This is a genomic window from Mycobacterium sp. IDUB_5, from assembly GCF_055419565.1.
Map to the genome: position 1 here is coordinate 282421 of NZ_JBVAXX010000005.1, position 16482 is coordinate 298902.

Sequence of the window (16482 nt, forward strand, 5' to 3'; positions counted from 1 at the left end):
TTGCCCGCGTTGATCTATGGTCCGTGGTCGTCTTCGGGCAGGAGGTGGCGTTCGGGGTGGTGGTAGCCATTGACTGTCCGCGAGCTGCGGCGTTGGTCTGTGTCGAGGTCGGGTGGGGGGAGCCATTCGGCTTGGCCTCGGTTGTTGATGCGGGTGGTCCAGCCGGTTTTGTCGATCATCCGGTTGTCGGGTCCGCAGGCGAGGGTGAGGTTGGTGATGTCGGTGGCGCCGCCGGTCTTCCAGTCCTCGATGTGGTGGACCTGCGACCAGTAGCCGGGCACGCTGCAGCCCGGTCTCGTGCAACCGCGGGCTGAGGAGTGCAGCATGATCCGCTGCGCCGGGCTCGCGAGTCTCTTCGTGCGGCCGAGGTAGAGCGGTTGGGTGGTGTGCTGATCGAACACCGCTAGATAGTGGTGGGCGTGGGAGGCCATCCGGATCAGATCCGCCATCGGCAACAGCGACCCGCCGCCGGTGACCGCCACCCCCGCACCCTTCTCCAACTCCTGCAGAGTCGTCGACACGATCACGGTCACGGGTAACCCGTTGTGCGACCCCAACTCCCCGGAGGACAACGCCATCCGCCCGACGGCCAGCCACGCATCGTGATTGCGTTGCGCCGCACTGCGCGTGTCCGATCGCGCTTGCTCGGGGGCGGGTTCGCCGTCGACACAGGGCGTCTCGTCGTCCGGGTTGCACATCCCCGGTGCGGCGAGTTTGGCCTGGATGGCTTCGTAGGTGGCGCGCGCTTCTGGGGTGATCCATCCGGTCAGTCGGCTCATCCCGTCGGCCTGCTGCTCACCGAGCTGGATGCCTCGTCGGCGGGCGCGGTCGGCGTCGGTGGGTTCGGGGCCGTCCTGGTCGATCATCGCCGCCAACCGATCCGCCGCCTTACGCAGATCCTCCGGGGTCAACCCTGCGCCCAGGGAGGCGAGTTGCCGATCCGCGGCCGCGCGGGTGTCGACATCGACCCACACCGGCAACTTGTCGTGAAACGTCGCGATCACCGCGACATGATCAGCATCCAACGCCCCGGCGGCCTGCGCGCGAGCGGTGGCTTCCCACGCCGGCGGCAACGCTTCTCCGGTGATGGCCTGCCGCGGGCCCAGCGCCGCTGCCTCGGTCAGGCGGCGTTTGGCGTCGCGTTCGGAGACCCGCAGTGCGGTGGTCAGGACCTTCTTCCACGACGCTTCGCCGAGCCGCCGCGGCTCCGTCTCAGCCACCAACCGGGCCAGGATGTGATGCTCCAATGCCGGCACCGAGCGCACGAACGACGTCACCTCGGCCAGCAGTGCCACCAGCTCGCGGTGCGAGAGCGCGTCGGAGGCGTCGCGCAGGATCGCCAACTGACCCCGCATCACCCCGACCGCGTCCGCCACCACATCCATATATCGAACACTAGTTCGAACCACCGACAACTTCAGGGGCGCATGAACCACCGCCGCAGCCAGCGCTCCAGCACGGGCCCGTCGCCCGGCCCGCCAGCCGCGGCGAGGTAGCCGTCAGGCCGGACCAGTAGCCAACCCTCCGGCACGTGCCCGTCGCGCACGCTCACCACCCCGTCCCACGTCCGCGCCACGTCGACCACCGCGCCAGCATCGGCGCCTGCGAACAACGTCAACGCACCGAGATCGAGCGCGTCATAAAGACCATCCACATCCGGCACGCGGTCGCCGGCACGCAGGGCACCCAGACCTCCCGCACCGTCGGTCAGCGCGTCGCCACGATAACCAGCCGACAGCTGCCCGAACATCGATGCCGCCGCATTCTGCACGGCGTCGCGCGCCAGCGCCCGCGGCGCCATCCGGATACGCACCGCATGCACCACGGGATTGGTGGAGTTGAACACCCGGGTTCCGATTTCGGTGAATCGCAACACCTTTCGGATCACGGGTAGCCGTTCGGATGAGTAGGTGTCGAGCAGTTCCTGGTGCGCTCGCCCGTCGAGCACCATCGCGAGTTTCCAGCTCAGGTTGATCATGTCCTGGATGCCCAGGTTCATTCCCTGCCCGCCCGCCGGACTGTGCACATGCGCGGCGTCACCGCCGAAGAGCACCCTGCCTGAGCGCAGATCCGGCACCATGCGGCTGTTGATCCGGAACTGCGAACTCCAGTTCACCCCGCGCAGTCGCGCCGGCACGCCGACCGTACGGTCGAAGAGCTCTTGCATCTGATCGACCGTCGGCGTCGATCCACGACCCAGCACACCAGAGGGATCGGTGGCCATCATGCGGAAGCGCCCGTGACCCATCGGAAAGATGGCGACAAAACCGTTGCGGGCCAAGAAGATCGACACCTGATCCTGCGGCACCGGGCCGGCGATGTGCAGGTCGGCCAATACGTAGTCGTGCGGCAGCGTGCGCCCGGGGAACGGCACGCCCAGTGCTTTGCGGACGGTGCTGTGCGGACCATCGGCGGCGATCAGGTACTGCGCCTCGACGCGCTCCTCGGAACCTCCCGCGGATCGCAGTACCGCCGAAACAGACTGCGATGCAGCCATATTGCGCACGGAGGCGACCTCCACTCCGCGCTCGACCTTGACCCCTTGGCGGCCGAGCTGCTCGGCCAGCAGAGCTTCGGTCTCCGACTGGGCGAGCATCAGAATGCCGTTGAACACGCTGGGCATCCGACTCAGTTCCACCTGCGCGAGGTGCCGGCCCCCGGCATGCAGGGCCGCGGCTCGGACGTCGTTCCCCAGCGGCGGCATCTGCTCGCCGACCCCGCGGACCCGAAGCAGCTCCAGTGTGCGCGCCTGCACGGCCAGGGCCCGCGACTCCGGCGACGGATGTGGTGCGCGGTCGACGATGCGAACGCCGACGCCGAGTCGGGAGAGTTCCATTGCCGCCGCCAGGCCGGTGGGCCCTGCGCCGACGACGAGGACGGGAATGTGTGCGGTCATCAGGTCTCCTCGGGCAAGTCATCAGTTGTTGACTTCGACCGTAGACCGATCGACGCAAATGTCAACAGGCGTTGACTTAGCGATTCAGCGCGCCGCAGGCCACGGGGTGTCGGCGACCAGGCACAGCGCACGGGTGATCGCGGCGATCTCGGCGACCAGGACGCGGGCCGAACCCTCGACCGATTCGTGCCCGGGCACCGACCGCCGTACGCGCTCGGCGGCGGCGATCAGTTCGTCGGTGTCGACGCTCCACGGGTCGGTGGCCGTCACCGGTTCGCCGCACAGCACCTCGACGTACTCGTCGACCGCGCGGACGAAGGGTCGGTGCGGTTGGGGGAACGCGTCGACCGGCAGATTGTCCTCGAGCGTCGCGCACGATCCGGTGATCGAGTTCAGCACCGTGCGATAGCACCGCAACCAGCGGCGCTGCTCCGCCGAGACCAGACGCGCCGCGCCGGAGGCGGCCTCGAACGCCGCCCGAGCCCGGAACGTGCGCTCCCACGCGGTGGCCCGCACCTCCGTCGCGCTGTCGATCTCGTGCAGATAGACCTTCACGACCGTTGCCGCGTAATCGATCTCGGCCTTGAGGAGTTCCCCGGCCCGCTGCGCGAGCCGAGTCAGCGGGTCGTCGGGCATCAGCACGTGGGTGAGCACGGCCAGCGCGCCGCCGATCGCCGTCACGACCAGAACGTCGCGCGGGTCGACAAGTACGGCGGCATGGTCGATCCCGAGGATGAACGCCGTCGTAGCCGCGACGGCAGCGGCCACCGCGACGTACCCGTACCGCGACGCGGCGTAGGCGGCACCCACGGAGACGCCCGCGAGGACTGCGAACACCGCCGGAGCTGCATGCGCCACAAGGGCGACGCAGGAGACCAGCAGCGCCCCCGCCGCCACCCCGGCGGTACGTCCCACACAGCGGGTGTAGGTGTGTGCCGTCTCGGGACGCAAGACCATCAGCACCGTCAACGCGATCCAGGTTCCGTCGCCCACCGCGATCACGCGCCCCAACAGGCACGCCAGAACCACCGCGACACCGAGGCGCACGGCGTGCCGCAGCACGGGGGAGTGCCGGTCGATGTGCTCTCGCAACCCGTCGACCGCGACCCGCACCCGTGTCCACAGGTCAGCCGGTCGGACGTGAAGCCTGTCGTTCGGTCGACGCGCTGCGGCGAGGTGGAGATGGGCGGACAGTCGTTGCGCGGCGGGCACCGCATCGCCATCCGCGGCGGCAACGGCGGCCTCGAGTCGCGCGAGCGTGGCGTCGACGGTGGCGCGTGCCGATCGGTCGGGGTCGGCCAGGGCGTTCAAGGTGGCCGCGGCCGCGTGCAACACCTCGGTCGGGTCGGCGCTCGCCGCGAGGTCGGCCAGGGTGGCGCCGATGCGCCCGGGCACCACATACCAGTTGCGGTAGCCGGCGGATCGGCGCGTCGGACGCGCCGCGTCGGCCGTGAACGCCGCGCGCAACGCGATCATCGGCTCGGCGCTGGCCACCGACTCCTCGGCACGGGTTGCCAGTCGCGTCGCATCCTCGGCGAGCGAGCGGTATGCCGCGGCCAACGCTTCCCGCTGCAGCCGCCAGCGTCGTGGCGGCCACGCCGCGGTGACCGCGGCTTGCAGCGCACCCGCACTCACCGCGAGTGCCGCTGCCCCGAAGGTCGAGGACCACGTCGGCGCCGTCAGTCCTGTCGCGACGACCAGAGCCCCCGATGTGGAGGCGACGAGCCCGGCATACGTGCCCCACACCCAGGGCAGGGCGGCAAGAGCACACCAGAGGCCGGCAGCGGCGACGAACACCCCGAAGAACGCCGACGTCGAGGTTCCGACGAGGATCGCCACGCCCATCACCAGCGCGACGAACAGCACCCGTAGGGTTCGCCCGCGCGGATCCTGCTGCAGGGCCACCACAGCGGCGACCACTGCCGTACCGGCCACCGCGGTCGCAGAACCCGCCGGGCCCCACCGGATCGCACACAGCGCGGCGACGACGGTGAGTACGACGCTGCGCAGGACCGGAGCAGCCTCCGGCAGTGCCGCGCGCACCGTCTCACCCGTGATCATCTCCCCATTCTGCGCGGGGCTATCGTCGCGGAGTGGAGAAGGTGATGATGACGTTGCGTGGCGCGCCCGGCGACGAGACGTGGGCTCTACGATTGCGCACCGATATCGCCGAGCAGGTGGCCGGCACCGGCGTCGCCGGGCTGACCGTGAACGTGCGCGACGCGGCCGTCACGGACTCGTTGATGACCCTGACCACGCTCAGCCCACCGGTGATCGCCGTCGTCAGCATCTGGACCGACCAGTACTACGGCAGCCAGATTGCCGCTGCCACAGAGATTCTGACGGCACACAGCGATGCGCTCGCGGCCTATCTGGTCACCGAGTCCGTTCCGCTCAAGCCCCCGCACACCCCTCCCGGAGAACGGACGCCGGGCCTGGCCAACGTCGCGCTGCTGCGCCGGCCGGCGGCAATGGACGAGGCCACGTGGCTGACCCGATGGCACCGGCACCACACTCAGGTCGCCATCGACACACAGGCGACGTTCGGTTACACCCAGAACACGGTGGTCCGCGCCCTCACCGCCGGGGCCGAACCGATCTCGGCGATCGTCGAGGAGCTCTTCCCCCTCGCAGCCGCCACCGATCTGCATGCCTTCTTCGGCGCGAGCGACGATGACGATCTCTCCGACCGGATGACGCGAATGATCGCCAGCACCTCGGCCTTCGGCGCCAACGAGAACGTCGACACCGTGCCCAGCAGTCGCTACGTGCTCCGTGACCCGTTCGCTACGGTGGCACCGTGACTCTGCAGATCAGCGATGACAATCGGGTACGCACGATCGTGCTCGACCGGCCGGAGGCGCTGAATGCTTTCACCGAGGAGCTCTACCTCGCCACGGCCACGGCGCTGACCGAGGCGTCAGCGGACCCCGACGTCGCCGTGGTGCTCCTGACCGGCGCGGGCCGCGCGTTCAGCGCGGGCAACGACCTCAAGGAGATGCAGACGCGCATCGCCGACGGCTCCTATACGGGCGGCAGCAACTTTCCGACGATGATCACCGCGCTCGCCGACCTCACCAAACCGCTGATCTGCGCGGTCAACGGCGTCGGGGTGGGGATCGGGACCACGATCCTGGGTTACGCGGACCTGGTGTTCATGTCGTCCACGGCACGCCTGAAGTGCCCGTTCACCAGTCTCGGCGTCGCCCCGGAAGCGGCGTCGTCCTACCTGCTGCCTCAGCTGATGGGCAGGCAGAACGCGGCCTGGATGCTGCTGTCCTCGGAGTGGGTGGACGCCGAAGAGGCGCACCGGATGGGCATTGCCTGGAAGGTCTGCGCACCCGAGGAGTTGATGGCCGAGGCCCGTCGGCACGCCGATGTGCTTGCCGCCCGACCGATTTCGAGCCTGACGGCGGTGAAGCGCACCATCACACAGGGCTATCGACCGGGAATTGCCGAAGCCACCGCCCGCGAGAACGCCGAATTCGCCGAGTTGCTCGGGGGAGTGGCCAATGCCGCGGCGCTGGACCAGTTCAGCCAGCGACGCTGACTGCGGGCGCGACAACTTTCTGGGCGAAATGTGCCTCGATGATCGCCCGCAGATTGCGGCGGCAACGGCCGCAGTCGCCGCCGGCGCCACACGCCTCGGCCAGATCGCGCGATGTGCGGGCGCCGTTGGCCACGAGCTCACCAACGGCGTGGTGGGTGGTGCCGGTGCACAGGCAGACGAACATCCGCTACGCCCATCCTCACTGTCGGAGTCACAACCAAGCTGAGTCTAGCCTTACCTACCGTAGCGAAGTCTAGCCTTACTCCACGTGGATGGTCCAGACTCACCTCTCGCATGAGGGCAGACTTACGTGGCTCGACGTTTTCGGTGCACTAGATTGAACGTGCTCGGCACATGGCCCGTGCCGCCGCCACACCGTTCTCGAGGAGCTGACCATGCAAGGGGATCCCGACGTCTTGAAGTTGCTCAACGAGCAGCTGACGAGCGAACTGACGGCGATCAACCAGTACTTCCTGCATTCGAAGATGCAGGACAATTGGGGTTTCACCGAGCTGGCCGAGCACACCCGCAAGGAATCCTTCGAAGAGATGGTCCATGCGGAGAAGATCACCGACCGCATCCTGCTTCTCGACGGCCTGCCCAACTATCAGCGACTGTTCTCCCTGCGCGTGGGTCAGACAGTGCGCGAGCAGTTCGAAGCCGACCTCGCCATCGAGTACGAGGTGGTCGGGCGGCTGAGGCCGGGCGTGATGATGTGCCGCGAGAAGGGTGACGCCACCTCGGCGACTCTGCTCGAGGAGATCCTCGCCGACGAGGAACTCCACATCGACTATCTCGAGACGCAGCTCGAGCTGATGGGCAAGCTGGGCGAGGAGCTGTACCTGGCCCAGTGCGTGTCCCGTCCGCCCAGCGTCGGCGCGAACTAGAACGCGTTACACTTCGGCCATGAGCCGAATCGGGGATTTCGCCGACGACGACGTGACCGGTTTCGCGGTGACATCGCCAGAGCTCGGGGCTGCGATGGCCCGGTTCAGCAATGCGGTGTACACCAAGAACCGGCTGCCGATGCGCACCCGCGAAGCCGCCCGCATCGTGATCGCGTACGCCAACGAATGCGTGACGTGCCAGAACACGCGCGACGGTGACGGCGAGGCCAACGGCCTCACCGAGGAGTTCTACGACTACGCCACGCAGTGGCGGACGTGGCCGGGATACAGCGACGCTGAACGCATCGCGATGGAATTCGCGCACCGCTTCGCCACGGACCACACCGCACTGCGTGACGACGAGGACTTCTGGGCCCGGGCCAAGGAGCACTTCGACGACGAACTGCTCACCGATCTGGCGATCTCGTGCGCGATGTGGGTCGGGATGGGTCGCATGCTGCGCACCCTCGACATCGGACAGGCCTGCGCGATCACGCTGTGAACGCGCCGGCCCGGCGGCAGAATGGCCGCATGGCCGCCAAACCGCTCGCCGCCGCGGCGATCGCCCAGCTCGAATCCGACGGAGTCGCCACGCTGATCGGCACCGTCGTCAATCCTGCCGGACTGATGCACGCCAAGACCGTTCCGCTGCGTCGGATGGGGTCCTTTGCCGATCCGGGACTCGGCGCGAGCCCGGTCTGGCACGTGTTCACGATCGACAAGGCCGGCATCGCGTTGACCCCCGCCACCGGCGTCGTCGGGGACCAGCGAATCCGGATCGATCTCAGCGCGCTCCGCATCCTCGGTGACGGATTCGCCTGGGCGCCTGGCGATTTCCACAGGCAGGACGGAACGGTCGATCCGTTCTGCACGCGCGGCACACTGCGGCGCATCGAGGACAGGCTCGCCGACGCGGGTCTGCAGGCGCTGGTCGGCCACGAGATCGAGTTCGTGCTCGTCGGGCCCGACGGCGCCGCACTGCCCGCCGACCTGTGGGCCCAGTACGGGCTGGCCGGCGTGCTTGAGTTCGAGGGCTTCGTGCGCGACGTGACAGCTGCGGCGACGGCGTCCGGGGTGGCCATCGAACAGTTCCATCCCGAGTACGGCGCGAACCAGTTCGAGATCTCCCTGGCGCCGCTGTCGCCCGTCGCCGCCGCGGACCAGGTCAGCCTGATACGCATCATCATCGGTCGTGCGGCCCGCAAATACGGTGCACGCGTGAGTCTCTCGCCCGTGCCGTTCGCCGGGAGCGTAGGATCGGGCGCGCATCAACACTTTTCGCTGGTCCGCGACGAGACGCCGCTGTTCTCTGGCGGTGACGGCCCCGCGGGCATGACCGATGAGGGCGCGTCAGCGGTGGCGGGCGTGCTCGCCGGCCTCCCGGATGCGCAGGGGGTGCTGAGCGGATCCATCGTCTCGGGGTTGCGGATGCAGCCCGGGAGCTGGGCCGGCGCCTACGCGTGCTGGGGCACCGAGAACCGCGAAGCCGCTGTGCGTTTCATGACCGCGGGACCGGCGAACGTGTACGGCGCCAATGTCGAGGTCAAGATCATCGACCCGTCGGCGAATCCCTATCTGGCCTCGGCCGCCGTGCTGGGCCTCGCGCTCGACGGTATCGAGCAGGACCTTCGCCCGCCAGCGGAGGTGGCGGTCGATCCGTCGTCGCTGTCGGAGGCGCAGCGCGCAGACGCCGGCGTCACGGTGTTGCCCACCGATCAGCGGACCGTGCTCGACGCTCTGGACCGCTCGACGACCCTGCGCGCGATCCTGGGCGATCCGGTGGTGGACGCGGTGCTGGCGGTGCGCCGCTACGAGAACGCCACCTATGGCCACCTGAGCGCCGATGAACTCGCGGACAAGTTCCGCCTCGCCTGGAGTGTGTGAGCGCGTGAGCCCTTGACAACATACAACCGTTCGGTTGTATGTTGTGGGGGTGGACGTGCTCGATGAGGACCGCGCAGACGCGTTGTTCCATGCATTGGCCGACCGGACGCGGCGCGACATCGTGCGTCGTGTTCTGGCGGGCGAGCACTCGGTGTCCACACTGGCGGCGCATTACGACATGAGTTTTGCCGCCGTGCAGAAGCACGTCGCGGTGCTCGACCGAGCCGGGTTGATCACCAAGCGGCGGCGCGGCCGCGAACAACTGGCCAGCGGTGAGGTCACCGCGATCCGGTCGGTGGCCTCGCTGCTCGCCGAGCTGGAACAGGTGTGGCGCGGCCGAATCGCCCGCATCGACGACCTCATCGCGTCCGAGAACTCAGCATCCGAGAACACCCGAGAGGAATGACCATGCCCGTCACCGATGTCCACCAAGATCTGGACGCCCGCAGCCTGACGATCACCGCCGACTTCGCCGCGCCCGTCGAGCGCATCTGGCAGATCTACGCCGATCCTCGTCAACTCGAGAAGATCTGGGGGCCACCGGAATACCCGGCGACTGTGGTTGATCATGATCTGCGTCCCGGTGGCCGTGTCACCTACTACATGACGGGCCCGGAGGGCGAGAAGTTCGCCGGTTACTGGGAGGTGACCGCGGTCGACGAGCCGCACGGGTTCAGCTTCGACGACGGTTTCGCCGAACCCGACTTCACCCCCAAAACCGATCTGCCGGTGTCGAAGAACGTGTTCACGTTCGCCGACAACGACGGAGGCACCCGCGCGACCTACGTCAGCACATACGCCTCGGTCGAGGCGCTGCAGCAGGTACTCGACATGGGCATGATCGAAGGCGCCACAGCGGCCACCAATCAGATCGACGGCCTGCTCGGAGCCTGACGCGTCACACCATGCCGGTGGCGTCGAACACCCAGGACATGTCCGCGGTCGCGAAGTCTTCCAGCCAGCTCGGCGGAGCATGGTTAGCGAGCGCGCTCATGTCCCAGTAGTCCTTCCACAGCGAGACCTTGCCGTCTGTCACCCGGTGCACCGTGACGAATGGCAGGACCGCGGATTCGCCTGTCGGCCAATGCCATTGCTCGTGATGTTCGTACATCACGTCGCTGCCGTTGCTGACCATCAGGCCAGGGAAGTTCTCGTAGGACGCCAGGGGCTGCAGGCCGATCTTCAGCCTCTTGACGATGTCGACCGGTCCGCGCGCGGCAGCGGCCGGGCCGACCGGCACGTCGAGGTAGATGCAGTCGGCGCTCAGATGAGTCATGACGCCGTCCCAGTCGCGCGCAGAAAGCGCAGTCCACAGGGCTGCGACGGTCTGCTCAGCCGACACGAGTCAACTCATCGGGCGCCGCCGACAGGGCCCGGACGCGGTGCGCGGCGCGTAGGAACCGGCCGGTGCGTTGCGTCCCGACGAGGTCGGTGAGCTCTCCGTCGCGGAACACCGCGCGCCCACCGACCAGCACCGCGAGCACCGTCTCGTCGTTGCGGTTGACCATTCGGGGGAGCCCGCCATACTGCTCGACCGGCGATTCGGCGTAGCGGTCCAGTGACTCGTCGAGCCGCTCGGGATCGATGACCACGACGTCGGCACGGTCGCCGATCCGCAGATGCCCGGCGTCGATGCGGTACCAGTCGGCCAGTTCACCGGTGAGCCGGTGCACCGCAGCCTCGATGCTCATGAACGGCGTGCCCGCCCGTTCGGCGTCGCGGACGTGCCGCAACAACCGCAACCCCATGTTGTAGAACGCCATGTTGCGCAGGTGGGCACCGGCGTCGGAGAACCCCATCTGCACACCGGGATCGCGCGCCAGCGCTTTGAGCACCTCGGGCCGATGGTTGGAGATCGTGGTCCGCCACCGCAGCGCCGTGCCGTGGTCGAGTACCAGGTCGAGGAACGCATCCACCGGATGCAGCCCGCCGCGATCCCGCCCGACCTGACCGAACGACTTGCCGATCACCGAGGCGTCGGGGCAGTCCACGATCTCGGCGTCGAAGAAGTCCCGATGCCAGACCCGCATGCCGAACTTCGCGTCGTAGTCGCGGCGGAACCGGCGCCGGTAGTTCTCGTCGCGCAGCAGTGCGTTGCGCTCCACCTCGTCGCGCAGGTGCAGGGCGGCCGCTCCGGCGCCGAACTCCTCGAAGATCACCAGATCGATGCCGTCGGCGTACACCTCGAACGGCACGGGCAGGTGCTGCCAGCGGAAGTCGCCACCCAGGCCGTTGACCAGCCGGGCGAGCGGACCGAGGATCTTGACCGCCACCGGGTTGGACTTGACGTCGGCGGCCGAGAGCAGGCTTGTCTTGAGGGGGTTGCGGACGATGCCCAGGGACTGGAATGCCTGCGAACCGATGTTGAACGGGTTCTCGATGTCGGGTCCGGACTGCAAGACTCGGCCCGCGCGCCGCAGCAGCGCCTTGAGCCGGCGCAGCTCCCGCGGCTTGGCGTAGGTCGAGGGCAGGGTCCGCGACCGGCACACCTCACCGTCGAGCTTGTCGAAAAGCAGTTGCTGCGAGGACATTCCGACGAATCCGGCGCGTAGCGCCTCGGCGAGCATGCGCTCCATCTGGGCCTGCTCGGCTGCGCTTGGGCGCTCCTCGGAGCGGGTGGCGCGGTCCAGACCCATCACCGCGGCACGCATGTCCGAGTGACCGATGAACGCCGCGACGTTGGGCCCCAGCGGTCGGTCCTCGAGCGCTGCGATGTACTCCTCGCCGTTTCGCCAGGTCTTGTGCTGCTCGATCGCGGCCACCACGTGCTCGCGAGGGATGGCCTCCACCCGGCCGAAGATGTCGCCGGCGTCACCGCCGTCGACATAGACGGTCGACAGCGAACAGGAGCCGAGGAGCACCGTGGTGACGCCGTGGCGCAGCGACTCCGACAGCGCAGGCCCGCTCAGCACCTCGACGTCGTAGTGGGTGTGGATGTCGAGCATGCCGGGCAGCACCCACTTGCCATCCGCATCGATCACCTGGGCACACTCGGCCCCGGCGAGGTCGTCCTCGGTGATGGCTGCGACGTGACCGTCTTTGATCGCGATGGTGCGCACGGCCGACGGAGCTCCGGTGCCGTCGAACCAACGTCCGTTGCGGATGATCGTGTCGTACGTCACAGCGCTGCTCACGTCCCCATCGAACAGGTCGACACGACACGTGTCAACGACATCGTGAACACTTTTTTCGGATTGTCTACCGAACCCACGGCGCATAATTGAGAAGGTGACGCCGCTGCAGCGCTACATCGCCGAAGAAATCGCCACCGATCACGTCGAGGGCCTGCTCTCGCGACGCGAGGCACTGCGTCGGCTGGCCCTGCTGGGGGTGAGCGCGGCCGGCGCATCGGCGCTGATCGCGGCCTGTGCCGACAACGCTCGCACTGCCCCGGCCAGCTCGTCGAGCCCGTCAGGCTCCTCCGGCACACCCGCATCCGCCTCGCCTGCCCCACGGCAGCCTCCCGGGCAGGCCGGGGCGCTGCCCACCACGCCGGTGACCTGGGCCGGCCCCGCCGGAGCGCTGCAGGGTGCGTGGGCAGAGGCCGCCGACGCGCGCGGGGGCATCCTGGTCATCCACGAGAACAAAGGGCTCACCGACTGGGTGCGATCGGTCGCCGGCCGGCTCGCCGGCGCCGGGTACTCGAGCCTCGCCGTCGACCTGCTGTCGGGTCGCGGCGGCACCGCCACGTTCACCGACCCCGCGGCGGCCACCGCCGCGCTCGGGGAGCGCCCGCCGGCCGACATGGTGGCCGACCTGCAGTCCGGGATCGCCGAGGTGGCGCGACGCACCCCCGGGCGCAAGCTCGCCGCCATCGGGTTCTGCATGGGCGGGGGACTGGTGTGGCGCCTCCTCGACAGCGGGGTCCCGCAGCTGGCCGCGGCGTTCCCCTTCTATGGTCCCACCCCCGATGACCCCGACTTCTCGAAGTCCGCCGGGGTGGCGGTGCTCGGCTTCTACGGAGCGCTCGACCAGCGCGTCAACGCCACCGAACCGGTCGCCCGTGCCGCCCTCGAGAAGGCCGGGCTGGTGCACGAACTCGTCACCGAGCCGGGTGCCAACCACGCGTTCTTCAACGACACGGGTGAACGGTTCGACCAGACGGCGGCCGACGACGCATGGCGCCGCACGCTGGACTGGCTCGTGGTCCACGTCGGCTGATCCCGCCGGTTGCCAGGGGCCGCCACCGGGTGTTCGGCGCCGCGCCACCCCGCCGTCGACTTCCGCACACCCGGGCACGCTCTGATGCCACCATGCGGGTCGTCCAGGTGGCCAACTTCTACGGGCCCCGATCCGGAGGCCTGCGCACCGCGGTCGACCGGCTCGGCGCGGAGTACCGCGCGGCGGGGCACGACGTGTTCCTCGTCGTGCCCGGCCCCCGGCGTGAATGGACGGCCACCGCGAGCGGCGTCATACGAATCACGCTGCCCGCGTTCGAGATTCCGTTCACCGGGGGCTACCGCGCGGTGTCTCCGCGCCCCGTCACGGCGTTGCTCGATGCGCTGCGCCCCGATGCGTTGGAGGTGTCCGACCGGCTGACGCTCCGCTCGCTGGGGCCGTGGGGCCGCCGTCACGGCGTGTCCACGGCGATGATCTCCCACGAACGGCTCGACCGGCTCGTGGGCCAGGTCCTGCCCACGCGGTGGGCGCGCGCGGTGGCCAACGCCGCAAACCGCCGGACGGCCGCCACCTACGACGTGGTGGTATGCACGACCACGTTCGCGCGCGAGGAATTCGACCGCATCGGCGTGACGAACCTGGTGACGGTGCCCCTCGGCGTCGACCTCGACCAGTTCCATCCGCGCCACCGCTCCACGGCCATGCGGGCGCGCTGGGCCGGACCCGGACAGACGCTGCTGGTGCACTGCGGCCGCCTCTCGATGGAGAAGCATCCGCACCAGAGCATCGATGCTGTTGCTGCGCTGCGTGATTCGGGAGTCGATGCCCGTCTGGTGGTGGTCGGTGACGGGCCGCTGCGGGCTCGCCTGCAACGGCAGGCGCGGGGTCTTCCGGTCGACTTCACCGGATTCGTGGGGTGTCGCGACACCGTGGCGACGATCCTCGCCAGCGCCGACGTGGCCCTTGCCCCGGGCCCGCACGAGACCTTCGGACTCGCCGCGCTCGAAGCGCTCGCCTGCGGAACGCCCGCCGTGGTGTCGCGGACCTCGGCGCTCACCGAGATCCTCACCCAGGACAGCGGGGCTGTCGCGGACAACGATCCACGCGCCATCGCGCGCGCCGTCGCCTCCGTGATCAGCCGGCCGGAAGAGCAGCGCAGGCGCAGCGCCCGCCGCCGGGCCGAGGACTTCACCTGGCCGCGGTCGGCAGCCGGCATGCTCAGTGCACTGCGTCTGCACTAGCGGTTTAGCTCCGTAACCACCCGGGCATCCGAGCGCATATTGATGGGGTCGTCAACGCCGAACGGCCCCGCATGAGCCGAGGAGCCGTCATGGACAGCAACAACACAGTCTGGATCGTGGTGGCCGCCGTCGCCGCGATCGTCGTCATCGCCCTGATCGTGGTCCTCGCACGCAAGTCCCGGAACAAGCGCCGCGCCGCCGAAGCCGACCGGATCCGCGAGGAAGTCCAGCACGACAGCCAGCGCGTGCAGCGCCAGGCCACGCTGGTGGAAGAGACCGAGGCGAAAGCCCGAGCCGCGCAGGCCGAGGCCGAGGCCAAAGCCGCCGAAGCCGCGCGCCTGGCGGATACCGCGGCGGGCCGTCGCGACGCGCTGACCAGCTCCCAGCAGCATCTCGACGAGCGCCGCGAGCATGCCGACAAGCTCGACCCGCGAGTCCGCCGGTCAGACACTGACGTCTCCGCCGAGGACAACGGCGCGGTCGCCGGCGGACGCCACAGCAGCCAGGACAGCCATCACGGCACCGTCGACCCTGATGTCGCCCGTGACACCGGACGCGACACCCATCGCGTCGCTCCCGACGTCACCAGGAACTGATCAGACGGCCCAGACCACCGGTAGCCGCTTGATGCCGTGGATGAACGCCGACTGCAGCCGGTCGGGTTCACCGACGGCGCGCAGATCGGGCACGGCGCGGTGCAGCTCCTCGAACGCGACGGTGATCTCGCGGCGGGCCAGATTGGCCCCCAGGCAGAAGTGCGCCCCGCCGCCGCCGAACCCGACGTGCGGGTTCGGGTGGCGGCGCACGTCGAACGTCCACGGGTCGGCGAACTTGGACTCGTCGCGGTTGGCGGAGCCGTACCACAGGCTCACCTTGTCGCCGGCGGCGATCCGCACCCCACCGAGTTCCACGTCGCGGGTCGCGGTCCGTCGCATGTAGGCCACCGGTGACGCCCAGCGCACGATCTCCTCGACCGCGGTCGGGGCGATGCCCGCGTAATCGGCCCACCACAGGTCGCGCTGTGCCGGGAAGCGGCTGAGCGCCAACACACCGTGACTGATCGCGTTGCGCGTCGTCTCGTTGCCTGCCACGACGAGCAGGATGAAGAAGGACGCCACCTCGGCCGAGGTGAGCCGTTCGCCGTCGAGTTCGGCGGCGACCAGGGCGGTGGTCAGATCGTCGGCGGGATGCTCGCGCCGGTCCTCGGCCAGTGCGGTGGCGTACGCCCCGATCGCCATCGCGACCGAGACGAACTCCTCGAAGTCGGTGGCGATGTCGGGATCCCCGAAACCCAGGATCACGTTGGTCCAGTGGAAGACTCGCTGATGATCGGATTCAGGGATGCCCATCATGTCGCAGATGACCTGCAGCGGGAGCGGCCCGGAGAACTCGGCGACCAGATCAGCCCGGCCGTCGGGGTGGTTCGCCACCATGTCGGCCACCAGCCGCGCCGCCCGCGCCCGCACGGAATCTTCGATCAGCGCAAGCACTTTCGGGGTGAACGCACTGCGGACGATGTTGCGCAGCCGAGTGTGGCGGGGATCGTCCATCGCGATCATCGAGCCGAAATACTCGGCCAGCTCCGGGGATTGATCCCCGATCACGATACCGAGCGCCGAGCTGAAGATCTCGGGATGCCTGCTGGCGTAGAACACGTCGTCGTAGCGGGTGAGCGCCCAGTGACCGGCCACCTCCGCATCCGGGTCGGCGACGAAGGCCTCGAAGAACCGGATGGGCGCCTCCCGGCGCAGCGTGGCGAACGCTCCGTCACGGATGTCGTCGTCGAGCCCCCAGAAATCCCACGACCCCAGGTCGACGTCGCCAAGGGCGATGTCCGGTGGGGGAGTTCCGTTCACCCGGGTGAGATCCCCGAGTGTCGTGCCGAGTTCGGGGCTGCTCATGTGA

At 68.8% G+C, this 16482-nt stretch carries 17 protein-coding genes; 10 read left to right on the top strand and 7 right to left on the bottom strand.

Annotated elements, in window-relative coordinates; translation table 11 throughout:
• Positions 1-14: 14 nt before the first annotated feature.
• From ACZY1G_RS18075 to ACZY1G_RS18085, 3 genes are all read right to left on the bottom strand, one after another.
• Complete coding sequence (locus tag ACZY1G_RS18075) at positions 15-1385, bottom strand: HNH endonuclease signature motif containing protein (protein ID WP_463823195.1); 1371 nt, start codon at positions 1383-1385, stop codon at positions 15-17.
• A gap of 32 nt (positions 1386-1417) precedes the next feature.
• Complete coding sequence (locus ACZY1G_RS18080; RefSeq protein ID WP_463823196.1) at positions 1418-2896, bottom strand: FAD-dependent monooxygenase; 1479 nt, start codon at positions 2894-2896, stop codon at positions 1418-1420.
• Between the two features lie 84 nt (positions 2897-2980).
• Positions 2981-4957, bottom strand: coding sequence for an FUSC family protein (locus tag ACZY1G_RS18085; RefSeq protein WP_463823197.1), 1977 nt, complete (start codon positions 4955-4957; stop codon positions 2981-2983).
• 32 nt (positions 4958-4989) lie between these two features.
• On the opposite strand from ACZY1G_RS18085, the gene ACZY1G_RS18090 reads away from it, so the two are divergent.
• Positions 4990-5700 (top strand): EthD domain-containing protein, encoded by a 711-nt coding sequence (locus ACZY1G_RS18090; protein ID WP_463816093.1) that lies wholly within the window; start codon positions 4990-4992, stop codon positions 5698-5700.
• Complete coding sequence (locus tag ACZY1G_RS18095) at positions 5697-6446, top strand: enoyl-CoA hydratase/isomerase family protein (protein ID WP_463823198.1); 750 nt, start codon at positions 5697-5699, stop codon at positions 6444-6446. Before ACZY1G_RS18090 ends, ACZY1G_RS18095 begins: the two co-directional genes overlap by 4 nt.
• Here ACZY1G_RS18095 and ACZY1G_RS18100 read toward each other — a convergent pair.
• Complete coding sequence (locus ACZY1G_RS18100; RefSeq protein ID WP_463816095.1) at positions 6430-6630, bottom strand: (2Fe-2S)-binding protein; 201 nt, start codon at positions 6628-6630, stop codon at positions 6430-6432. The two genes, ACZY1G_RS18095 and ACZY1G_RS18100, sit on opposite strands and share 17 nt — an antisense overlap.
• Positions 6631-6841: 211 nt before the next feature.
• On the opposite strand from ACZY1G_RS18100, the gene bfr reads away from it, so the two are divergent.
• The 5 genes from bfr to ACZY1G_RS18125 are packed head-to-tail and all read left to right on the top strand — an operon-like array spanning position 6842 to position 10111.
• Complete coding sequence (gene bfr, locus ACZY1G_RS18105; RefSeq protein WP_463823199.1) at positions 6842-7333, top strand: bacterioferritin; 492 nt, start codon at positions 6842-6844, stop codon at positions 7331-7333.
• Between the two features lie 19 nt (positions 7334-7352).
• Positions 7353-7835: a carboxymuconolactone decarboxylase family protein gene (locus ACZY1G_RS18110; protein ID WP_463823200.1), complete on the top strand. Its 483-nt coding sequence runs from the start codon at positions 7353-7355 to the stop codon at positions 7833-7835.
• Between the two features lie 29 nt (positions 7836-7864).
• On the top strand, positions 7865-9217 hold the full coding sequence (locus tag ACZY1G_RS18115; protein WP_463816097.1) for a type I glutamate--ammonia ligase: 1353 nt from the start codon (positions 7865-7867) through the stop codon (positions 9215-9217).
• Positions 9218-9266: 49 nt separating this feature from the next.
• On the top strand, positions 9267-9623 hold the full coding sequence (locus ACZY1G_RS18120; RefSeq protein WP_463816098.1) for an ArsR/SmtB family transcription factor: 357 nt from the start codon (positions 9267-9269) through the stop codon (positions 9621-9623).
• A gap of 2 nt (positions 9624-9625) precedes the next feature.
• A complete protein-coding gene (locus ACZY1G_RS18125) occupies positions 9626-10111 on the top strand; it encodes an SRPBCC family protein (protein WP_463816099.1) in 486 nt (161 codons plus the stop codon).
• A 4-nt stretch (positions 10112-10115) separates the two neighbouring features.
• Here the strand turns inward: ACZY1G_RS18125 and ACZY1G_RS18130 are convergent, their stop codons facing one another.
• Together ACZY1G_RS18130 and ACZY1G_RS18135 are read right to left on the bottom strand one after the other, a co-directional pair.
• Complete coding sequence (locus ACZY1G_RS18130; protein WP_463816100.1) at positions 10116-10559, bottom strand: nuclear transport factor 2 family protein; 444 nt, start codon at positions 10557-10559, stop codon at positions 10116-10118.
• The gene (locus ACZY1G_RS18135; RefSeq protein ID WP_463816508.1) at positions 10549-12339 is read right to left on the bottom strand and encodes an N-acyl-D-amino-acid deacylase family protein; all 1791 of its coding nucleotides are present in this window, start codon (positions 12337-12339) and stop codon (positions 10549-10551) included. Before ACZY1G_RS18135 ends, ACZY1G_RS18130 begins: the two co-directional genes overlap by 11 nt.
• A 106-nt stretch (positions 12340-12445) precedes the next feature.
• Between ACZY1G_RS18135 and ACZY1G_RS18140 the strand changes: the two genes are divergently transcribed.
• The 3 genes from ACZY1G_RS18140 (at position 12446) to ACZY1G_RS18150 (ending at position 15173) form a co-directional block, all read left to right on the top strand.
• Entirely contained in the window at positions 12446-13378 is a 933-nt protein-coding gene (locus ACZY1G_RS18140) for a dienelactone hydrolase family protein (protein WP_463816101.1), read from the top strand.
• Between the two features lie 92 nt (positions 13379-13470).
• A complete protein-coding gene (locus ACZY1G_RS18145) occupies positions 13471-14577 on the top strand; it encodes a glycosyltransferase (RefSeq protein WP_463816102.1) in 1107 nt (368 codons plus the stop codon).
• Positions 14578-14666: 89 nt separating this feature from the next.
• Entirely contained in the window at positions 14667-15173 is a 507-nt protein-coding gene (locus ACZY1G_RS18150) for a hypothetical protein (RefSeq protein WP_463816103.1), read from the top strand.
• Here ACZY1G_RS18150 and ACZY1G_RS18155 read toward each other — a convergent pair whose 3' ends face one another.
• Positions 15174-16478, bottom strand: coding sequence for a cytochrome P450 (locus ACZY1G_RS18155; RefSeq protein ID WP_463823201.1), 1305 nt, complete (start codon positions 16476-16478; stop codon positions 15174-15176).
• Between the last annotated feature and the right edge of the window lie 4 nt (positions 16479-16482).